The 19529-nt window shown below is 73.7% G+C and carries 16 protein-coding genes; 6 read left to right on the plus strand and 10 right to left on the minus strand.

The window, feature by feature from the left end:
- Positions 1–16 precede the first annotated feature (16 nt).
- Together recD2 and Sru01_RS14810 are read left to right on the plus strand one after the other, a co-directional pair.
- Positions 17–2200: an SF1B family DNA helicase RecD2 gene (gene recD2 / locus Sru01_RS14805; protein WP_239137429.1), complete on the plus strand. Its 2184-nt coding sequence runs from the start codon at positions 17–19 to the stop codon at positions 2198–2200.
- Between the two features lie 283 nt (positions 2201–2483).
- The gene (locus Sru01_RS14810; protein WP_239137430.1) at positions 2484–3704 is read left to right on the plus strand and encodes a L,D-transpeptidase; all 1221 of its coding nucleotides are present in this window, start codon (positions 2484–2486) and stop codon (positions 3702–3704) included.
- Positions 3705–3831: 127 nt separating this feature from the next.
- On the opposite strand, the gene Sru01_RS14815 is transcribed toward Sru01_RS14810, so the two are convergent.
- Positions 3832–5247, minus strand: a complete 1416-nt coding sequence (locus Sru01_RS14815; RefSeq protein ID WP_203985060.1) for an OmpA family protein — start codon at positions 5245–5247, stop codon at positions 3832–3834.
- Positions 5248–5576: 329 nt separating this feature from the next.
- The gene (locus Sru01_RS14820; RefSeq protein WP_203985061.1) at positions 5577–6362 is read right to left on the minus strand and encodes an aminoglycoside 3'-phosphotransferase; all 786 of its coding nucleotides are present in this window, start codon (positions 6360–6362) and stop codon (positions 5577–5579) included.
- A gap of 63 nt (positions 6363–6425) precedes the next feature.
- On the opposite strand from Sru01_RS14820, the gene Sru01_RS14825 reads away from it, so the two are divergent.
- Together Sru01_RS14825 and Sru01_RS14830 are read left to right on the plus strand one after the other, a co-directional pair.
- On the plus strand, positions 6426–7406 hold the full coding sequence (locus Sru01_RS14825) for an RNA polymerase subunit sigma-70 (protein ID WP_203985062.1): 981 nt from the start codon (positions 6426–6428) through the stop codon (positions 7404–7406).
- A 348-nt stretch (positions 7407–7754) separates the two neighbouring features.
- Positions 7755–8783 (plus strand): YybH family protein, encoded by a 1029-nt coding sequence (locus Sru01_RS14830; RefSeq protein WP_203985063.1) that lies wholly within the window; start codon positions 7755–7757, stop codon positions 8781–8783.
- Between the two features lie 49 nt (positions 8784–8832).
- On the opposite strand, the gene Sru01_RS14835 is transcribed toward Sru01_RS14830, so the two are convergent.
- Positions 8833–9819: a radical SAM protein gene (locus Sru01_RS14835; protein ID WP_203985065.1), complete on the minus strand. Its 987-nt coding sequence runs from the start codon at positions 9817–9819 to the stop codon at positions 8833–8835.
- A 272-nt stretch (positions 9820–10091) separates the two neighbouring features.
- On the opposite strand from Sru01_RS14835, the gene Sru01_RS14840 reads away from it, so the two are divergent.
- A complete protein-coding gene (locus Sru01_RS14840) occupies positions 10092–10427 on the plus strand; it encodes a DUF952 domain-containing protein (RefSeq protein ID WP_203985066.1) in 336 nt (111 codons plus the stop codon).
- Positions 10428–10601: 174 nt separating this feature from the next.
- Here the strand turns inward: Sru01_RS14840 and Sru01_RS14845 are convergent, their stop codons facing one another.
- The 3 genes from Sru01_RS14845 to Sru01_RS14855 are packed head-to-tail and all read right to left on the minus strand — an operon-like array spanning position 10602 to position 13153.
- Entirely contained in the window at positions 10602–11420 is an 819-nt protein-coding gene (locus Sru01_RS14845; RefSeq protein ID WP_203985067.1) for an ABC transporter permease, read from the minus strand.
- 6 nt (positions 11421–11426) lie between these two features.
- Complete coding sequence (locus tag Sru01_RS14850) at positions 11427–12224, minus strand: ABC transporter permease (protein ID WP_203985068.1); 798 nt, start codon at positions 12222–12224, stop codon at positions 11427–11429.
- Positions 12224–13153, minus strand: a complete 930-nt coding sequence (locus tag Sru01_RS14855) for an ABC transporter ATP-binding protein (protein ID WP_239137431.1) — start codon at positions 13151–13153, stop codon at positions 12224–12226. Before Sru01_RS14855 ends, Sru01_RS14850 begins: the two co-directional genes overlap by 1 nt.
- Positions 13154–13289: 136 nt before the next feature.
- On the opposite strand from Sru01_RS14855, the gene Sru01_RS14860 reads away from it, so the two are divergent.
- Positions 13290–15605 carry a phosphoketolase family protein gene (locus Sru01_RS14860; RefSeq protein ID WP_203985070.1) on the plus strand — a complete coding sequence of 772 codons (2316 nt, stop codon included), beginning with the start codon at positions 13290–13292 and terminating at the stop codon, positions 15603–15605.
- Between the two features lie 55 nt (positions 15606–15660).
- On the opposite strand, the gene Sru01_RS14865 is transcribed toward Sru01_RS14860, so the two are convergent.
- The 4 genes from Sru01_RS14865 to Sru01_RS14880 form a co-directional block, all read right to left on the minus strand.
- Positions 15661–16821, minus strand: a complete 1161-nt coding sequence (locus Sru01_RS14865; protein WP_203985072.1) for a cation:proton antiporter — start codon at positions 16819–16821, stop codon at positions 15661–15663.
- A 7-nt stretch (positions 16822–16828) separates the two neighbouring features.
- Positions 16829–17311: a cation:proton antiporter regulatory subunit gene (locus Sru01_RS14870; protein WP_203985074.1), complete on the minus strand. Its 483-nt coding sequence runs from the start codon at positions 17309–17311 to the stop codon at positions 16829–16831.
- A gap of 144 nt (positions 17312–17455) precedes the next feature.
- On the minus strand, positions 17456–18955 hold the full coding sequence (locus tag Sru01_RS14875; RefSeq protein ID WP_203985076.1) for a GntP family permease: 1500 nt from the start codon (positions 18953–18955) through the stop codon (positions 17456–17458).
- The gene (locus Sru01_RS14880) at positions 18952–19509 is read right to left on the minus strand and encodes a gluconokinase (protein ID WP_203985078.1); all 558 of its coding nucleotides are present in this window, start codon (positions 19507–19509) and stop codon (positions 18952–18954) included. Before Sru01_RS14880 ends, Sru01_RS14875 begins: the two co-directional genes overlap by 4 nt.
- Positions 19510–19529: the final 20 nt, after the last annotated feature.

Consider the following 19529-nt stretch of genomic DNA (forward strand, 5'->3'; position numbering starts at 1 on the left):
GGATCGCCCCCCAGGTGTGAGCCTCAACGCGGTCCTGGAGCGCATCACCTTCGCCAGCGAGGAGACCGGGTACACCATCGCCCGGGTGGCGGTGGAGCGCGGCGGCGCCGACCTGGTGACCGCCGTCGGGCCGCTGCTGGGCGCGCAGGTGGGCGAGAGCCTGCGCCTGACCGGCCGGTGGACCTCCCACCCGCGCTACGGCCGACAGTTCGAGGTGTGGTCCTACACCACGGTGCTGCCGGCCACCGTGCAGGGCATCCAGCGCTATCTGGGGTCGGGGCTGATCAAGGGCATCGGCCCGAAGATGGCCGAGCGGATCGTCGACCACTTCGGCCTGGACACCCTGGAGGTGATCGAGAAGGAACCCGGCCGGCTGGTGGAGGTGCCGGGCCTTGGCCCCAAGCGCACCAAGATGATCGCGGCCGCCTGGGAGGAACAGAAGATCATCAAAGAGGTGATGATCTTCCTGCAGGGGGTCGGGGTGTCCACCTCGATCGCGGTGCGCATCTTCAAGCAGTACGGCGACACCTCCATCACCGTGGTGCGCACCGAGCCCTACCGGCTGGCCGACGACGTGTGGGGCATCGGGTTCAAGACCGCCGACACCATCGCCCAGGCGGTGGGCATCCCGCACGACAGCCCCGAGCGGATCAAGGCCGGCCTGCGCTACACCCTGTCGCAGGCCGCCGACGCCGGCCACTGCTACCTGCCGGCCCCCAACCTGGTCACCGAGGCGGTGAAGATCCTCGGAGTGGAGTCCGAGCAGGTCACCGCGTGCCTGGCCGAGCTGGCCGCCGCCGAGGGGGTGGTGGCCGAGGACGTCCCGGCCGAGCAGGGCGAGGTTCCGGCGGTCTACCTGCCGCCCTTCCACCGCGCCGAGCAGTCGCTGGCCGGGACGCTGCGCCGCCTGCTGGCCGGCGGGCACGACCGGCTGGCCGCCTTCACCGGCGTCGACTGGCCGGCGGCGCTGAGCTGGCTGCGCGGCCGCACCGGCGCCGACCTGGCGCCCGAGCAGTCGCAGGCGGTGCGGCTGGCGCTCACCAGCAAGGTGGCGGTGCTGACCGGCGGTCCGGGCTGCGGCAAGAGCTTCACCGTGCGCTCGATCGTCGAGCTGGCGCGGGCCAAGAAGGCCAAGGTGGTGCTGGCCGCCCCCACCGGCCGGGCCGCCAAGCGGCTGGCCGAGCTCACCGGGCACGAGGCCACCACCGTGCACCGGCTGCTGCAGCTGCGCCCGGGCGGCGATCCCACCTTCGACCGCGACAATCCGCTGGACGCCGACCTGCTGGTGGTCGACGAGGCCTCCATGCTGGACCTGCTGCTGGCCAACAAGCTGGCCAAGTCGGTGCCGCCCGGCGCGCACGTGCTGTTCGTCGGGGATGTCGACCAGCTCCCCTCGGTGGGGGCGGGGGAGGTGCTGCGCGACCTGCTGGCCGCCGAGCAGATCCCCCGGGTACGGCTCACCCAGATCTTCCGCCAGGCCGGGCAGTCGGGGGTGGTGGTCAACGCCCACCGCATCAACGCCGGCCGCCACCCGCTGCTTGCGGGCATGGACGACTTCTTCCTGTTCCCCTGCGAGGAACCCGAGGAGATCGCCGCGCTCACCGTGGACGTGGTGGCCCGGCGCATCCCCCGCCGCTTCGGGATGGACCCGCGCCGCGACGTTCAGGTGCTGGCGCCGATGCACCGCGGCGCGGCCGGCGCCGGCAACCTCAACACCGAGCTGCAGCAGACCCTCACCCCCTCCCGCGAGGGGATGCCCGAGCGGCGCTACGGCGGCCGCGTCTTCCGGATCGGCGACAAGGTCACCCAGCTGCGCAACAACTACGACAAGGGCGCCGCCGGAGTGTTCAACGGGACGGTCGGCGTGGTGGTCGACCTGCGGCCCGAGGACGGCCGGCTCACCGTGCGCACCGACGAGGACGAGGACGTCGACTACGCGTTCGACGAGCTGGACGAGCTGGCCCACGCCTACGCGGTGTCCATCCACCGCTCCCAGGGCAGCGAGTACCCGGCCGTGGTCGTCCCGCTGGCCACCAGCGCCTGGACGATGCTGCAGCGCAACCTGCTCTACACCGCGGTGACCAGGGCCAAGAAACTGGTGGTGCTGGTGGGTTCGCGGCGCGCGCTGGCCCAGGCGGTGCGCACCCGCGGCGCCGGCCGCCGGCATACCGGGCTCACCCACCGCCTGCGCCAGGACTGACGGGGCCGCCCTCCCCTCGCCGCGCTCACCGTGCGCGGCGCGAGACCGTCACGGGGCCTGACCGGCGGCGCCGCCGTCATCCGGCACGCGCCCCTCCCGCGCGCTTTCGCCGATCACCCGGCGGCCGGCAGGCCTGAGCGGCCGCGCCGGGCGGACTCTTTTCGGGGCGCGTACCCAGGCTCGTTGTCGAAATGTGCTCTAAGTCGGACGAAACCTGCGCGACCAGGTGCCAATCCCTATTAGGGTTTTTTTAATGCACTTTGCCGCTGTGGGGGAGAGGTCTGTGCGGGACAACCGTCAGCGTCTGAGGACTCCGATCGCCGCCCTGGCCGTCGCGACGGCCGCCGCGCTGACCGCGTCATGCTCGGGCTCCACCGGCGGCACGGGCACGCCGCCGGGCGCCGCGGGGGAGACCCAGGCGCCCCCGACGCCCGCCCCCGCCATCACCGTCACCCCCGCCAAGGGCGCCGCCAAGGTCCGCCCCGACAAGGGCGTCGAGGTCACCGCCGGCGGCGGCACCCTGCAGGAGGTCACCCTGCAGGCCGGCGGCAAGACCGTCGCCGCCGAGGGCACCTATGACGCCGAGCGCACCCGCTGGGTCTTCAAGGGCCCGCTCAAGCCGGCCACCAAGTACACCGTCACCGCCAAGGCCGAAGGCGCCGGAGGACCGGCCACGGTGACCAGCACCTTCACCACCCTCAAACCCGCCCAGGAACTCCGCATCGCCGACATCACCCCCAACGTCAAGGGCGAGACCGTCGGCGTCGGCATGCCGATCATGGTGCGGTTCACCCGGCCGGTCGGCGACCGCAAGGCGGTGGAGAAGTCCCTCACCGTCACCGCCGAGAAGAAGACCACCGGCGCCTGGCGGTGGATCGACGACTCCCTGGCCATCTACCGGCCCGCCAAATACTGGCCCGCCCACCAGAAGGTGAAGTTCACCGCCCGCCTGCAGGGCGTCAAATCCGGCAAGGACACCTGGGGCGTGAAGAACTACACCGCCACCATGAAGATCGGCGCCGCCTGGATCAGCACCGCCGACACCCGCACCCACACCATGGTCGTCCGCCGGGACGGCAAGGTCGTCAAGCGGATGCCGATCAGCGCCGGCAAGGCCACCACCCGCGAGTACACCACCACCTCCGGGGTCCACCTCACCATGGAGCGCGGCAACCCGGTCACCATGATCTCCCCGGGCAAGAAGGAGGGCGACCCCGGCTACTACAAGGAGGTCGTCAACCACGCGGTGCGCATCTCCAACAGCGGCGAGTACGTGCACAGCGCCCCCTGGTCGGTCGGCTCCCAGGGCCGGGCCAACGTCAGCCACGGCTGCCTCAACGCCCGCCCCGACCAGGCCCGCTGGTACTACGAGAACTTCCACCGCGGCGACGTGGTCGTCATCAAGGGCACCAACCGGGCCCTTGAATGGAACAACGGCTGGGGCTTTTGGCAGATGCCCTTCAAGCAGTGGAAGAAGGGCAGCGCCCTGAAGGTCACCGGCTGACCCACTCCGCCCGGCCGCCTCGCCCCGGCGAGCCGGACCGGTGCGGCGACGCCCACCGGACCCGCACCGCCGCCACCGAGCGGCCCGCCGGCGGCCCGTGGACGTGGCCGCCGGCCTCAGACCACGCTCAGGAGACGGGCACCTCGGCGACCGGCTGGAATCCCGGGATGTGGACCGTGACCCTGGCCGTCTGCGAGGGAAGCTTGAACATCGCCCACAGGGTGTACTCCTCCCCCTTTTCCACCAGGTACTGGTCGCGGTCGGTGCTGTGCAGGTTGGGGCCGAGGGCGAGGCGAATGCGATCGTCGCGCAGCGCGCGGTAACGCCGGTCCCCGTCGGCCAGGAAGGCGGCGCTGGTGCTCGTGGTCACCTCGGCGTAAAGGCCGCTGTGGTCGTGGGAGGAGCTCCAGACGTTGAGCGGCCGCTCGTCATCGTTGCGGACCGTCCAGGTGAGAGCCACATATCCGTACATGTCACGCTTGAGCTCATTGATACGGACCTCAGCGCGTTTCGGCCAGTACTCCGGGCCGATGATCCAGGGCGCCGAGCCGGCCGGGGCGGTGCCGATGACGGGCAGGCCCGCCTGTCCGGTGCGGCCCGACGATCGCGTCGGGGGGACCGGTACGGGGGTGGCGGCGGGCCGGGGACGGGCGAAGATGACGCTCACGCGGCGGTTGACGCGGCGGCCTTCGGCGTTGTCGTTGTCGGCGATGGGGCGGTGTGAGCCGTAGCCGCGCACCCGGTAGTCCAGACCGGATCGCGTCACCAACCGGCCCAGTGCCGCCCGCACGCTGCGGGCGCGGCGGGTGGACAGCGGATCGTTGATGGCGTCGGTGCCGGTGCTGTCGGCATGGCCCTCGATGGTGACCCGATCACCGGGAGAGCGGTCGATCTCGGCCGCCACCTGCTGCAGCGCCTGCCGCGCCCGCGCGGTGAGCTTGGCCTTGTTCACCGCGAACAGCACGTCCGTCGACAGCCGCACGGTCAGCCGCTCGCCGTCGTCATCGCGTGACTTGACCGCGTCGTCCACCTGCTCGACCAGGGACAGCACTTCAGGCGCGCCGGCCCGGGCGGAGTCGGGATCGACCGGGTCATTCCCGGAGTCGTCGACGGTCAGCGGTTCGGGCCTGGCGCTGCCCAGCGGGATGTCAAGGAAGGGGGGCGCGGGCGGGAAGAGCACGTCCAGGTGCGTCACGTCGGCGGCCGGCGCGGGGAAGACGGCCACCAGATCAACCGAGGCATGGGGTTTGATCCGCGGCCAGCCGCGCGTGCACAGGCACGACAGGTCACGGTATCCGAGCGGGAAGTACCGCTTGCCGTTCTTGCCGTCCACCAGCGAGACGCCGCCGATGTTGTTGGAGTTCACCCGCGTGCTGTTCCACGGGATGCTCAGCGACGCGCCGAAGACGTACTCCTCGTCCTGGTCGTTGCGCACCCGCAGGCGGGCCACGACCCGCCGCGGCGAGACGCGGTCCAGCGCCGTCAGCTCCACCCTCACCCGCTCGCCCACCGCCAGCGGCCGAACCCCCAGCGCCGTGCCCACTCCCGGCGAGGAGGCCGGTGACGGCGTACCCGCCGTGGAGTCCGGCCCCGCTCCCGCACCCTTCCCGGCACCGGCCCCGGCGGAGGAACCGGTCGGGGAGGGCCCGGGCGGCCGCTCACCGGTCGCGCATCCTTGGACCGATAACAGGCCGGCCAGGATTCCCGCCATGGCGCCCGTCGCCTTGTTCATGTCGAACCCCGCTCTCCTGACGTAGTGATCACGATGACAGGCCGGGCGGTGGCGACCCCGGCGCCCGCCGCCCGGCCTGTGCACCAACCCTGACCGCCCGCCCGCATCGCCCGCGTCGCCGGTCGGGGGCGCGGCACCGCTCAGGGGGTCATGTCCCACAACAGCCGGTAGTAGGCGATCCGCTCGGGGTCGGCCGCCACCCCGTAGGACTCCAGCAGCAGCGGCTCCCACCCCGGCCCGTAGTTCCAGTCCAGACTCCAGCTCGCCACCGCCAGATCCGCCCACCGGTCGGCCACCCCGAGCTCGCCCAGGTCCACGTGCCCCACCCACCGCCCGGCGCCGTCCACCAGCGTGTTGGGCGCGCACGCGTCGCCGTGGCACACCACCGCCCGGTCCACCGGCGGCACCCGCTCCAGCGCCGCCAGCGCCTCGGCCGGCGAAAGCCCCCCGTAGCCGACCCGCTCGGCGTCCTGCGGCCCGGCGGCCCGGGCCCGGGCCACCCGCTCGGGCACGCCCCAGGAGAACGGGCAGGACGCCACCGGCAGCGCCTCGTGCAACGCCCGCAGCCCGTGCCCGATCGCGGCCACGACCGGCGCCGGATCGGCCGGCCAGCGCCCCGACACCGCGCTGTCACCCGGCAGCGCCGCGGTCACCAGCCACTCACCGCCCTGCCCCGACCCCCACTCCAGCACCCGCGGCACCGCAGTGAACTCCACCGCCCACGCCAGCCGCTCCCGCTCGGCGGCCAGGTCAAGCCCGCTGCCCGCCGGCGCCCACTTGGCGAACCGACGCCGGTGCGGCCCGGTGAGCTCGAACGTCAGCCCGTCCCGCTCGTTGCGCCACACCGCGCGCACCTCGTCCCCGCCGGCGATCGCGGCGATCGGCCCGGGAACCGGCACCTCGGTGAGCGGTCTGTGCGCGATCACCCCGACACTCTGGCACGCCCCCTCCCGGCCCGGCAACGCCCGGGCGGACCTAGGATGTCCGCCATGGCCGGACCGGCACACCTTCGCCTCCCCGACCCGCCCGCCGCGCGCCCCGGCGACCGCGACGCCTTCGAGGCGCTGGTCGGACCCTTCCTGGCCGAACTGCACGCCCACTGCTACCGGATGCTCGGCTCGGCGCACGACGCCGACGACGCCCTGCAGGAGACGCTGCTGCGCGCCTGGCGCGGCCTGGACGGCTACGACGAGCGCGGCACGGCCCGCGCCTGGCTCTACCGGATCGCCACCAACCGGTGCCTGACCATGATCGAGCGGCGGCGCCGGCGGGAGCTGCCCACCGGCCTGGCCGCCGGCGCCGATGCCGCCGAGATCAGCTGGCTGGAGCCCTACCCGCCCCGCCCCCCTGCCGCCGAGGGCGCCCCGGAGGACACGCTGGTGGCCCGCGAGGGCCTGGAGCTGGCCTTCGTCGCCGCCGTGCAGCACCTGCCCGCCCGCCAGCGCGCGGTGCTGCTGCTACGCGAGGTGATCGGCTTCACCGCCGCCGAGGTCGCCGGCCTGCTGGACACCACCGTGCCGGCCGTCAACAGCGCCCTGCAGCGGGCCCGCCGCGCGCTGCCCGGCCCGCCGGCGAGCGGTCCGGCACCATCGCCCGCCGACCCGCGCGTCAAGGAGCTGGCCCGCCGATACGCCGCCGCCTGGCAGGCCGGCGACCTGGACGCCATCGTCACGCTGCTGGCCGCCGACGCCCGGTACTCCATGCCGCCGCTACCCGCATGGTTCCGCGGCCGCGCCGCCATCAGGGCGTTCCTCGCGGACGGGCCGCTGCGGTGGCGGTGGCGGTTCCGCCCGGCCGTTGCCAACGGCCAGCCGGCGTTCGCCACCTACCGGTGGGACGGCGAGCGCGGCCACTACATCCCGGGCGGGGTGGACGTGCTGACCGTGCGCGGCGACCACATCGCCGAGGTCGTCTCGTTCCTGTCGGCCGACCCGGCCGCGTTCGGCCTACCGGCCAACCTGCCCGCCTGACCGGCCGCGCACGTCCCCGCCCGCCGTCCGCCGCACCGGACCTGACGGGCCCCGTGGGACCGGAGGACACCGCCGGCGGATCCCCGCGGCCGCCTGGCCGAGGCCGCGTGCCGGCCGCGCGGAAGGCGCTCGACCGGCACGCGGCCTGGCCGCGCCGCACCACCGGCCGGTACGGGCGGTGGTGCGGCCCGTCGTACGGGCGGTGGTGCGGCCCGCGCGCACATCCCGGACCGGCCCGGGGCGAAGCCGGGTGGAGTCCGGCGATGAGTCGGCACCCCCGCCGGGGGTTGTAGGGGTGAGCGCGGCATCCACCGCGGCGACCGCCCCCGGCAACCTCCTGGAGGACCCATGACCACGCCACCCGGCCACACCACGGCCCCCGGCGTTACCGCCGCCGACACCGAGCGGCACATCACCGAACTGATCCACCGGTGGGTCGCGGCGGTGGACGCCGGCGACCTGGCCGGCGTGCTGGCCGGCCGCGACGACGACATCGTGATGTTCGACGTGCCGCCCCCCGACCAGGGCGTGCGCGGCATCGACGCCTACCGCGCCGCCTGGCCGGCGTTCCTGGCCTGGCAGCGCGGCGGCGCCCGGTTCGAACTGGCGGACCTGACCGTCACCGCCGGCCAGGACGTCGCCTTCGCCCACGCCCTGCTGCGCTGCGGCACCGAGGGCGGACTTGCCGAGGCCCCCGGGGTCCGGCTGCGGCTGACGCTGGGCCTGCGCCGCCGCTCGGGCCGCTGGGTCGTCACCCACGAGCACCACTCCTTCCCGCTGCGCGACGCCCCCGCCACCCCCGGCCCGGATGCCGGCACCGATCACCACCCCGGCCGTGACGCCGGCCGAGACGCCGACACCGGCGGCGACACCGGCGGCGACACCGGCGGCGACACAGAAAAGCGGCGGCCGGCCGGCCGGACCGCCGGCACGGAACAGGCCCACCGCCAGATCCGCGCCCTGTTCGACCGCTGGTTCGAGCGCACCACCGCCGGCGACCTGGACGGCCTGATGGAACCCATCGCCGCCGAGGTCGTCTCCTACGAGCACGACGGCCCGCTGGAGTACCGCGGCGCGGCCGCCGTCCGGGAGGTCTGCGCACGCAACCTGCCCGCCGCCCCGCGCAGCGCCGAATGGACGGTGCCACAGATGACCGTGGTCAGCGACGGGGACCTGGCCGTTGCCTGGGGCCTGGACCGGGTACGCCTGCCGGGCCCGGACGGCACCACCCAGGAGATGTGGTCACGCGGCACGCGGGTGCTGCGCCGCACCGGCGGCTCCTGGTCGATGATCCACCAGCACCTGTCCAGCCCTCGTGACCCCGCCACCGGCCAGGCCGCCACCACCCTGCGCCCCGGCACCCCGCCCACCGGCTGACCGGTGCCCGAGCCCGGGCCGGTGCGGACCGCCCCGTACCGGGCAGGGCTCACATCAGCGAGAGCTGGTGGTCGGCCGACCGGCGCGCCCGCCAGGCACGCCGGCGCGCGCCGATGCCGTACAACCGGGCCAGCTCGGCCACCTGCGCCACCACCCGTGCCCGGTAGGACTCCGCCGCCAGCGGCCCCTGCCCGTACAGCTCCTCATAGCGTCCCACCAGCCCGGGATGCTCGGCCGCCAGCCACCCCAGATACCACTCGCGGGTGCCCGGCGGCAGCGCCAGCACCACCGGGGTGACCGCCACCGCACCGGTCTCGGCCACCCGCCGCACCACCGCCCGCAACTGGTCGGCCGAGTCGGTCAGGCACGGCAGCACCGGCGCCATCACCACGGCGCACGCCACCCCCCGCTCGCCCAGCTCGGCGCACAGCTCCAGCCGCTTCTGCGCCGGCGGCGCCCCCGGCTCCACCGCCCGGCGCAACCGGTCGTCCACGAACCCCACCGACACCCGCACCTGCACCTCGGCCACCTCGGCGGCCTCGGCCAGCAACTCGGCGTCCCGCAACACCAGCGGGCTCTTGGTCAGCACCTGGAACGGATTGCCCGCGTCCCGCAGCGCCGCCACGATGCCCGGCATCAACCGGTAGGTCTGCTCGGCCTGCTGGTAGCAGTCCCCGCTCAACCCGATACCGACCATCTCGCCGCGCCAGCGCGGCGCGGCCAGCTCGGCCCGCAGCCGCCGCGCGGCATCGGTCTTGACCACGATCGAGGTGCCGAAGTCGCGCGCACCGTCCAGGCCCAGCGCCCGGTGCCCGGGCCGCGCCGAGCAGTACAGGCACGAATGCCCGCACCCCCGGTAGGGGCTGACCCCGTGCCGCAGGCCGAGCTCGGCCAGGTCGCGCACCGGCTCGATCACCGTGCGGGCCGGCACCTCGTAGAAGGTGGTGGCGCCGTCGACGCGCCGCACCGCGCGCCTGGCCACCCGCGGCAGCGGCGGCGGCGCCGGTCCGGCGAGAGGAAGGGCGTCGAAACGCATGACCAACAGTGGAACACGCATTCGATACCGGTGGCAACCCGAACACCGCACCGCCCCGATCCGCCTTTCCCGTCCCGGACCGACCGGAATCGGCCCGGTCGGGCCCATCCGCGGGGCGGGGGAGCGGCGGGCGCGGCGCGCCCGCGGCGACCGGCACCCCCGCCCCCTCCGGCCGCCCTCTCCGGCCGCCACCGCCGGTGTCGCGCAGGCCGGGGCCTACCGGCGGGCACAGGGCCTGGGCCGGCCGCGACATCACCCCTAGGCTGGGCGGAGTGACGATCCTTCATCTGGCGCTGGCCGCCGACTGGCGGGCCGCGGTGGCGGCGGGGGAGTACCGCGTCTCCACCCTGGGCCGCACCCTGGCACAAGAGGGCTTCATCCACGCCTGCGCCGACGAGCGGCAACTGCACGGCGTGGCCGGCCGCTACTACGCCGGGGTGAGCGAGCCGCTGGTGGTGCTGGCCATCGACCCCGGCCGGCTGGGCTGCCCGGTGGTGACCGAGGTCCCGCCCGGCGCCGCCGAGGCCTTCCCGCACATCTACGGCCCCGTCCCGGTCGCCGCCGTGACCACCGTCACCCCCTACACCCCCGCCGGCCCGCCGCGCTGACCCGCCGCGCCCGGCCCTCCCGCACCCGATTTCTCCGCGCCCGGCCGGCCCGTGCTCGGTTCACCCCGGCGCCGGCGGCCCGCCCCCGCGCCCGGGTCACGGCCTCACCGGCCCGCCCGCCCCCGGGCTGCGAGCCCGACCCGCGGCACCTTTCCCGGCCGCGGCGGCGGCCGCTCACCGGCACAGCAGCCGCTCCAGCCGCCGCGCCGCCACCGCCAGGCACCCCGCCGCCAGCACCACCAGGTAGCCGGCGTGCCCCGCCAGCGCCCAGCCGCCGGGCCCCACCGTCAGGCCGCGCACCAGCTCCACCGCGTGATACAGCGGCAGCGCCTCCACCAGCGCCCGCACCGCCGCCGGATAGTCACCCACCGGAGAGAAGGTGCCCGAGAACAGGAACAACGCGAACTGCCCCGCAGCCATCAGATCGAAGTCCTGCCAGCCGCGCATCAGCGTGCTCGCCGCCATGCCCAGCGCCCCGAAAGCCACCCCCACCAGCATCGTCGCCGGAAACGCCAGCAGGCCACCCGCCACCGACGACAGCCCGGTGGCGACCAGCAGCACGATGAACGCCCCGGTGTACACCGAGCCACGGATCATCGCCCAGCCCAGCTCGCCCAGCGCGATCTCCACCGGCCGCACCGGCGTGGCCAGCACCGCCTCGAACGTCCGGCCGTACTTGACCTTGAAGAAGAAGTTGAACGTCGTCTCGGCCAGCGCCCCCGACATCGCCGCCACCGCCAGCATCGCCGGTGCCACGAACGCCGCGTACGACATCACCCGCCCGCCCGCCTCGATGGTCCCGACCATCGCGCCCACCCCGACCCCGATGGACAGCAGGTACAGCACCGGCTCGAAGAACCCCGACAGCAGCACCCACCAGTACGCCGGCCCCGAGCGCAACGCCCCCACGTTGCGGGCGATCACCGCCCCGACCCGCCCGGGCGACACCCCGGCCGCCCGGCCCGCCACCCTCGCGGCGGCCATCATCGTCATCAACGGTCAGTCCTCCAGCCGCCGGGAGAAGCAACGCCACGCCAACACCGCGCCGGCCGCCGCGAAGGCCACAAGGACGCCCAGATGCGCGGCCACCGGCCACGGCGGCACGCCGCCCAGCGTCGCGGCCCGGTTCAGCTCCGCCCCGTGCCACAGCGGTGACAGCCACGCCAGCGGCCGCACCACCGCCGGCAGCCGCTCCACCGGGAAGAACACCCCGCCGAACAGCGTCGAGGGGATCACCACGAACCGGAACACCAGCGCGAACCACCCGTCGTGCTCCACCCGGGCCGCCACCCCCATCATCGGCGCCGCCGCCGCCAGCGCCACCAGCGCGCACACCAGCGGGGTGAGCGGCGCCCACGGGGAGCGCAACGCACCGAACAGCGCACTGACCAGCAGGAACGCCGCCGTGGCGATCTCCACCCGCACCACGATGTACAGCAGCCACCCGGCCACCATGTCACCGACCCGCACCGGGGTGGCCCGCATGGCGTGGTAGGCGCGCGTCCAGCGGAAGTCACCGAACACCGGGAAGGCGCACTCGCCGACCGCCGTCTGGAACGCGGTGGCCGCCAGCACCCCCGGCACGATCCACGCCAGGTAGTCCACCCCGCCGACCTGCCCGACCCGGCCGCCCACCCCGATGCCGAACGCCACCAGGAACATCACCGGGAACAGGAACCCCGAGAACACCGACCCCCGCCACACCCGGCGGTACACCGTCAACGCCCGCTCCAGCACCGCCAGCGTCGAGGCCGGCGACACCGGCCGCGCGCCGCGCGCATCCCCGACCGCCGCCATCAGTCCACCAGCGTCCGGCCGGTCAGGTGCAAGAACACGTCCTCCAGCGTGGAGCGGCGCACCAGCACGCTGGCCGGCGCCGGCCCCCGCTCATGCGCCTGCGCCGCCGCGGCGTCGCCGTCCTCGGCGTACACCAGCACCCGGTCGGGCAACGCGTCCACCCGCCGCCCCACCCCGGCCAGCTTCACCGCCACCTCCGCCGGCGACTCCTGCCCGTACCGCAGCTCCACCACCTCCGGGGTCGAATGCTCGGCGATCAGCGCCCGCGGCGACCCCTGCGCCACGATCCGCCCGCCGTCCATCACCACCAGCCGGTCGCACAACTGCTCGGCCTCGTCCATGTAGTGCGTGGTCAACACCAGCGTCACCCCGCGGCGCTTCAGCTGGAACAGCCGCTCCCACAGCAGGTGCCGCGCCTGCGGGTCCAGCCCGGTCGTCGGCTCGTCCAGCAGCACGATGTCGGGCTCGTTGACCAGCGCCCGCGCGATGGTCAGCCGCCGCTTCATCCCGCCCGACAGCGGCTCCACCTTCCCGCCGGCCCGGTCGGCCAGCCGCACGAACTCCAGCAACTCCGCCGCGCGGCGCCGCGCCAGCCCGCGCGGCATGCCGAAATAGCGGGCATAGGTGATGAGGTTCTCCTCGACCGTCAGATCGGGATCCAGATTGTCCAGCTGCGGGCACACCCCAAGGCGCGCCCGGATCGCCGGCCCCTGCCGCGCCGGATCCATGCCGAGGATGCGCAGCTCACCGGCGGTCGGCAGCGACACACAGCCGATCATCCGCATCGTGGAGGACTTGCCCGCCCCGTTCGGCCCGAGGAACCCGAACGCCTCCCCGGGGGCGACCGACAGATCGATGCCGTCCACCGCGGTGAAGTCACCGAACCGCTTCACCAGGCCACGGGCGAAGATCAAGGGTTGCTCAGCCACGGCGCCCCACCCTAGCCGCCGCCACCGACACTCCGGCAACCCCTTTTCCCCGCCCGCCGCCCAGGGCGCAACGGCGCCGCCGCGCGGGACCAAGGTCTCTGGAATAACCCCCGCCGCCCGGGGGACCCTGGCAGGCATGGATGAGCTGGAGCGAATCGATGCCTACTGGCGGGCCGCCAATTACCTGTCGGCCGGGCAGATCTACCTGCTGGACAACCCGCTGCTGACCGAACCCCTGCGCCCCGAGCACGTCAAACCCCGCCTGCTCGGCCACTGGGGCACCACGCCGGGGCTGAACTTCTGCTTCGCCCACCTCAACCGGATCATCCGGGAACGCGACCAGGACATGATCTACATCGCCGGCCCCGGGCACGGCGGACCGGCCACCGTCGCGCACTCCTGGCTGGAGGGCAGCTACTCGCAGGTCTACCCGCACGTCTCCCAGGACGCCGCCGGCATGCGCCGGCTGTTCCGCCAGTTCTCCTTCCCCGGCGGCATCCCCAGCCACGCCGCCCCCGAGACCCCCGGCTCGATCCACGAGGGCGGCGAGCTCGGCTACTCCCTGGCCCACGCCTACGGCGCCGCGTTCGACAACCCCGGCCTGGTGGTGGCGTGCATCATCGGCGACGGCGAGGCCGAGACCGGCCCGCTGGCCACCAGCTGGCACGCCAACAAGTTCGTCGACCCGCGCCGCGACGGCGCCGTCCTGCCCATCCTGCACCTCAACGGCTACAAGATCGCCAACCCGACGGTGCTGGCCCGCATCCCCGAAGCCGAACTGATCAAGCTCATGGAGGGCTACGGCTACCGCCCCCACGTGGTCGCCGGCCACGACCCGGCCACCGTCCACCACCTGATGGCCGAGACCCTGGACACCGTCTTCACCCAGATCGACGAGGTCAAGAGCGGATCCTCCGACCACTGGCCCATGATCATCCTGCGCACCCCGAAGGGATGGACCGGCCCGGCCACCGTCGGCGGCCTGCCCGTCGAGGGCACCTGGCGCTCCCACCAGGTGCCGCTGGCCCACGTGCACGACGATCCCGAGGCGCTGGCCGAGCTGGAACGCTGGATGCGCTCCTACCGCCCCGAAGAACTGTTCGACGACACCGGCCGCCCGGTGCCCGACGTCCGCGCCACCGTGCCGGCCGGGCGGCGCCGGATGAGCGACAGCCCGCACGCCAACGGCGGCGAACTCCTCAAACCGCTGGTGCTGCCCGACTATCGGGACTACGCCGCCAAGGTCGAGGCCCCGGCCACCACCACCACCGAACCCACCCGGGTGCTGGGCGCCCTGCTGCGCGACGTCATCGCCGAAAACCCCGACACCTTCCGCCTGCTCGGCCCGGACGAGGTCGCCTCCAACCGCCTGGGCGCCGTCTTCGAGGTCACCTCCCGCGCCTGGAACGCCGAGCGCCTGCCCACCGACGAGAACCTCGCCCCCGGCGGCCGCGTCATGGAGGTCCTCAGCGAGCACCTGTGCCAGGGCTGGCTGGAGGGCTACCTGCTCACCGGCCGCCACGGCCTGTTCACCTCCTACGAGGCGTTCATCCACATCGTCGACTCCATGTTCAACCAGCACGCCAAATGGCTGGAATCCGCGCGCAAGATCCCCTGGCGGCGGCCGGTCGCCTCGCTGAACTACCTGCTCAGCTCGCACGTCTGGCGCCAGGACCACAACGGCTTCTCCCACCAGGACCCCGGCTTCCTGGACGTGGTGGTCAACAAGAAGGCCACCGTCACCCGCGTCTACCTGCCGCCCGACACCAACACCCTGCTGTCCACCGCCGACCACTGCCTGCGCTCACGCGACTACGTCAACGTCATCGTCGCCGGCAAGCAGCCCGTCCTGGACCTGATGACCATGGACCAGGCCCAGGCCCACTGCGCCCGCGGCCTGGGCATCCTGCCCTGGGCCTCCACCGACGAGGGCGCCGAACCCGACGTCGTGCTGGCCTGCGCCGGCGACATCCCCACCCTGGAGACCCTGGCCGCCGCCGACCTGCTGCGCCGCCACCTGCCCGACCTGCGGGTCCGCGTCGTCAACATCGTCGACCTGATGCGCCTGCAGCCCCCCTCCGAACACCCCCACGGCATGCCCGACGTCGCCTACGACGCCCTGTTCACCACCGACAAGCCCGTCATCTTCAACTTCCACGGCTACCCCTGGCTCATCCACCGCCTCACCTACCGCCGCAACGGCCACGACAACCTGCACGTACGCGGCTACAAGGAGGAGGGCACCACCACCACGCCCTTCGACATGGCCATGCTCAACGACATCGACCGCTTCCACCTGGTCATGGACGTCATCGACCGGGTCCCCGGCCTCGGCGAGCGCTGCGCCCACCTGCGCCAGCACATGGCCGACGAGCGGATGCGCGCCCGCGCCCATACCCGCGAGCACGGCGAGGACCTGCCCGAGATCAGCGACTGGACCTGGCGGCACTGACGCGGCCCCGTCCCGCCCCCCGGCCCGCGCCCGAGCGCCGGCCGGGGGAGCGGGGCTAGGCGGCCCGCCGCCCCACCGCGGTGATCAGCGGCTGCAGCAACCGCGCCGCCAGCGGCCCGAACGCCGCCAGGATCAGCACATACCCCGCCGCCAGCGGCCCCAGCTGCGGATGCGCCCCCGCCGACACAGCCAGCCCCGCGATCACGATGTTGAACTCCCCGCGCGGGATCAGCGCGATCCCCGCCCGCGCCTGCCCGGCCCGGCCGATCCCGGCCCGCCGCGCCGCGAACACCCCTGTCGCCAGCTTGGTCACCATGCTCACCACCGCCAGCAGCGCCGCCAGCCCCGCCATCGGCCAGATCGCCGTCGGATCGGTCTGCAACCCGAAGAACACGAAGAACACCGCCGCGAACAGGTCCCGCAGCGGAATCAGCAGCGCCCTCGCCTCGTGCGCGAGCTCACCCGACAGTGCGATGCCCACCAGGAACGCGCCCACCGCCGCCGACACCTGCAACTGCTGGGCGACCCCCGCCACCAGCAGCGCCAGCCCCACCACCTTGAGCAGCAGCACCTCAGAGTTCGGGCTGGCCACGAACGAGGCGATCACCCCGCCGAACCGCAGCGCGACCACCAGCACCACCCCGGCGGTGCCCAGCGCGATCGCCACCGTCGTCGCCCCCGCCGCCAGGCTCACCCCGGCCAGGATCGCCGTCAGCACCGGCAGGTACAGCGCCATCGTCAGATCCTCGAACACCAGCAGCGACAGCACCACCGGGGTCTCCCGGTTGCCGATCCACCCCAGATCAGACAGCACCTTGGCGGTGATCCCGGAGGAGGTGGCGTAGGTCACCCCGGCCATCGCCACCGCCGCCACCGGCCCCCACCCCAGCAGCAGCGCCACCGCCGCGCCCGGTGCCGCGTTCAGCACCAGGTCCACCAGCCCGCCGCCGGCGTTGCCGCGCAGGCTCGCCACCAGCTCGTCGGCGTTGTACTCAAGGCCCAAGGTGAGCAGCAGCAGCACCACGCCGAGCTCGGCGCCGACCGCCACGAACTCCTCGCTGGTCGCCAGCGGCAGGATGCCGCCCTGCCCGAACGCCAGCCCCGCCACCAGATACAACGGGATGGGGGAGATGCCCGCCCGCAGCGCCAGCGCCCCGAGCACGCCGAGCACCAGGACGATCCCGCCGAGCTCTATGAAAAGTTCCGCAGTGTGCACGCGCGGCCTAACCGTCGGACAGGATGTCGGCGACGGCGGCGGTGTTCTCCGGGTCGCCCACCACGACCACCACGTCCCCGGCGGCCAGCGCGAAGTCCGGCGTGGGACTGGTGTGCACCTGCCCGGCGCGCACCACCGCGACCACCGAGGCCCCGGTCCGGGTGCGTACCCGCGCGTCGCCCATCGGCCGGCCGGCGTAGGGGGAGGAGGCGGTGACCGGCAGCTGCACGCTGACCAGCCCCTCCACCTCCCTGTGCAGCTCGTTGAGCCGCTGCACGATGCGCGGCGCGCCCAGCAGCTCCACCAGCGCGTCGGCCTCCTCGTCGTTGAGCTGGATGGCCTCGCACGCCCGGTCGGGATCGCCCCGATCGTAGATCACCAGATCGCGGCGGCCACCACGGTGCGACACCACCGCCAGCCGCCGGCCGGTGTGCGTGGTGAACTCGTGCTTGAGCCCGATACCCGGCAGCGCCGTCTGCTCGATGTCCACCCGGCCCGGCCTCCATCCGCCGTCGTCCCGTCAACGCCCCCGATCCTCCCAACAACCGCGAAAACCTCCAAATCGCGGCAGCAGGGTCGTGAAGGGCACCATCCATCACCCTGCGGGCCGCTCCACGACGCGGCCCCGCGGGGCTCACAACACCAGGCTCAACGCCAGCACCAGCACCAGCCCGACCACCGAGATCACCGTCTCCATCAACGACCACGTCTTGAGGTTCTGGCCCACGGTCAACCCGAAGTACTCCTTCACCAGCCAGAACCCCGCGTCGTTGACATGGGAGAAGAACAGCGACCCCGCGCCGATCGCCAGCACCAGCAGCGACGTCTGCGCGGTGTCCATGCCCGACACCAGCGGCGCCAAGATGCCCGAGGCGGTCACCGTCGCCACCGTCGCCGACCCGGTCGCCAGCCGGATCGCCACCGCCACCAGCCACGCCAGCAGCAGCACCGACAACCCGCTGTCCTGCACCCACCCGGCCACCAGCTTGCCGATCCCGGTGTCCACCAGCGTCTGCTTGAACCCGCCGCCCGCCGCCACGATCAGCAGGATCCCCGCGATCGGCGGCAACGACGACTCCAGCGACCCGGCGATCCCCTTGCCGCCCATCCCGCCGCCCACACCGAGGGTGAAGATGGCCACCACCACGGCGATCAGCAGCGCCACCAGCGGCGTCCCGACGAAGTCCAGCGCCGAGCGCACCACCGTGCCCTCGGCCGCCACCAGGTCGGCCACCGCCTTGCCCATCATCAAGACCACCGGCAGCAGCACCGTGGCCAGCGTCACCGCGAACGACGGCCGCCGCCCGGCCTCCCGGCCCGCCGCGGCCCTGCCGTCAGCCTGGTCACCGGTCCTGTCATCGGTCCTGTCGTCGGCGCCGTCGCCGGCTCCGGCGTTCCGTGCCTCCCCGGGACCGGCCGCCTCCACCTCACCCCCGCGCCCCTGGTACATCCGCGGCGCCGGCACGTCCACCCACCGCGCGGCCAGCCGCGCGAACAGCGGCCCGGCCAGCACCACCGTCGGCACCGCCACCGCCACCCCGAGCGCCAGCGTCACCCCAAGGTCGGCGTTCAACGCGTCGATCGCCACCAGCGGCCCCGGATGCGGCGGCACCAGGCCGTGCATCACCGACAACCCCGCCAGCGCCGGAACACCGACCTGGATCAGCGACAGCCCTGAGCGCCGCGCCACCAGGAAGATGACCGGCATCAGCAGCACCAGGCCGATCTCGAAGAACATCGGCAGCCCGATCACCGCGCCCACCGCCGCCATCGTCCACGGCAGGCTGCGCGGCCCCGACCGGCCGACCATCGTGTCCACGATCGAGTCGGCGCCACCGGAGTCGGCCAGCAGCTTGCCGAACATCGCACCCAGCGCGATCAGCGTCCCCACCCCGGCCGCCGTCGAACCGAACCCGTCCCCGAACGACTCGATCGTGTCGGCCATCGGCAGCCCGGCCACCGCGCCCACCAGCAACGACCCCAGCGTCAACGCCAGGAACGGATGCAACCGGAACCGGGTGATCAGCACCACGATCAGCGCGATCCCCAGCAACGCGGCCACCACCAGCCGCCCGCCCGCCTGCTGCGCCGCCGGAGCCGCCGCCGCCAGCAGCGCCCCGCCCGCCGGGCTCACCGCACACCCCCGCGCGCCGGGGGAGCGGCGGCCAGGTAATCGTCCACCAGCTCCGGCACGCCACGGGTCACATCCAGCACCACCCCGTGCTCGTCACCGCCCAGCGGCTCCAACGTCTCGTACTGCGAGGCCAGCAACGACGCCGGCATGAAGTGCCCCGCCCGGCCGGTGACCCGCTCGCGGACCACCTCCTGCGGCCCGTGCAGATGCACGAACCCCACCTGCGGCGCCGCCTCCCGCAGCACGTCCCGATAGGCCCGCCGCAACGCCGAACAGCTCACCACCCCGCCGCCCGTCGAATGGTCGGCCAGCCACGCGCCGATCGACCGCAGCCACGGCCACCGATCGTCGTCCACCAGCGGCACCCCGGCCGACATCTTCGCCACGTTCGCCGGACTGTGGAAGTCGTCGGCGTCGGCGTACGGCACCCCGAGCCGCTTCGCCAGCGCCGTGCCGACGGTGGACTTGCCCGAGCCGCTCACCCCCATCACCACCAGCAGCGGCGCCGGCGCGGGCAACAACGGGGCGGGACCAGAGGACTCCTCGGAACTCATCAGCGACCTCTCCGGGGGAC

Source organism: Sphaerisporangium rufum (assembly GCF_016863395.1).
Lineage (GTDB): Bacteria > Actinomycetota > Actinomycetes > Streptosporangiales > Streptosporangiaceae > Sphaerisporangium > Sphaerisporangium rufum.

What these genes read in the sequence shown, in the direction of transcription:
- Sru01_RS14835 (WP_203985065.1), bottom strand. Translation starts at nt 9,819, where the DNA reads ATGCGTTTCGACGCCCTTCCTCTCGCCGGACCGGCGCCGCCGCCGCTG.
- Sru01_RS14860 (WP_203985070.1), top strand. Translation starts at nt 13,290, where the DNA reads ATGGATGAGCTGGAGCGAATCGATGCCTACTGGCGGGCCGCCAATTAC.
- Sru01_RS14830 (WP_203985063.1), top strand. Translation starts at nt 7,755, where the DNA reads ATGACCACGCCACCCGGCCACACCACGGCCCCCGGCGTTACCGCCGCC.
- Sru01_RS14845 (WP_203985067.1), bottom strand. Translation starts at nt 11,420, where the DNA reads ATGACGATGATGGCCGCCGCGAGGGTGGCGGGCCGGGCGGCCGGGGTG.
- Sru01_RS14825 (WP_203985062.1), top strand. Translation starts at nt 6,426, where the DNA reads ATGGCCGGACCGGCACACCTTCGCCTCCCCGACCCGCCCGCCGCGCGC.
- Sru01_RS14850 (WP_203985068.1), bottom strand. Translation starts at nt 12,224, where the DNA reads ATGGCGGCGGTCGGGGATGCGCGCGGCGCGCGGCCGGTGTCGCCGGCC.
- Sru01_RS14880 (WP_203985078.1), bottom strand. Translation starts at nt 19,509, where the DNA reads ATGAGTTCCGAGGAGTCCTCTGGTCCCGCCCCGTTGTTGCCCGCGCCG.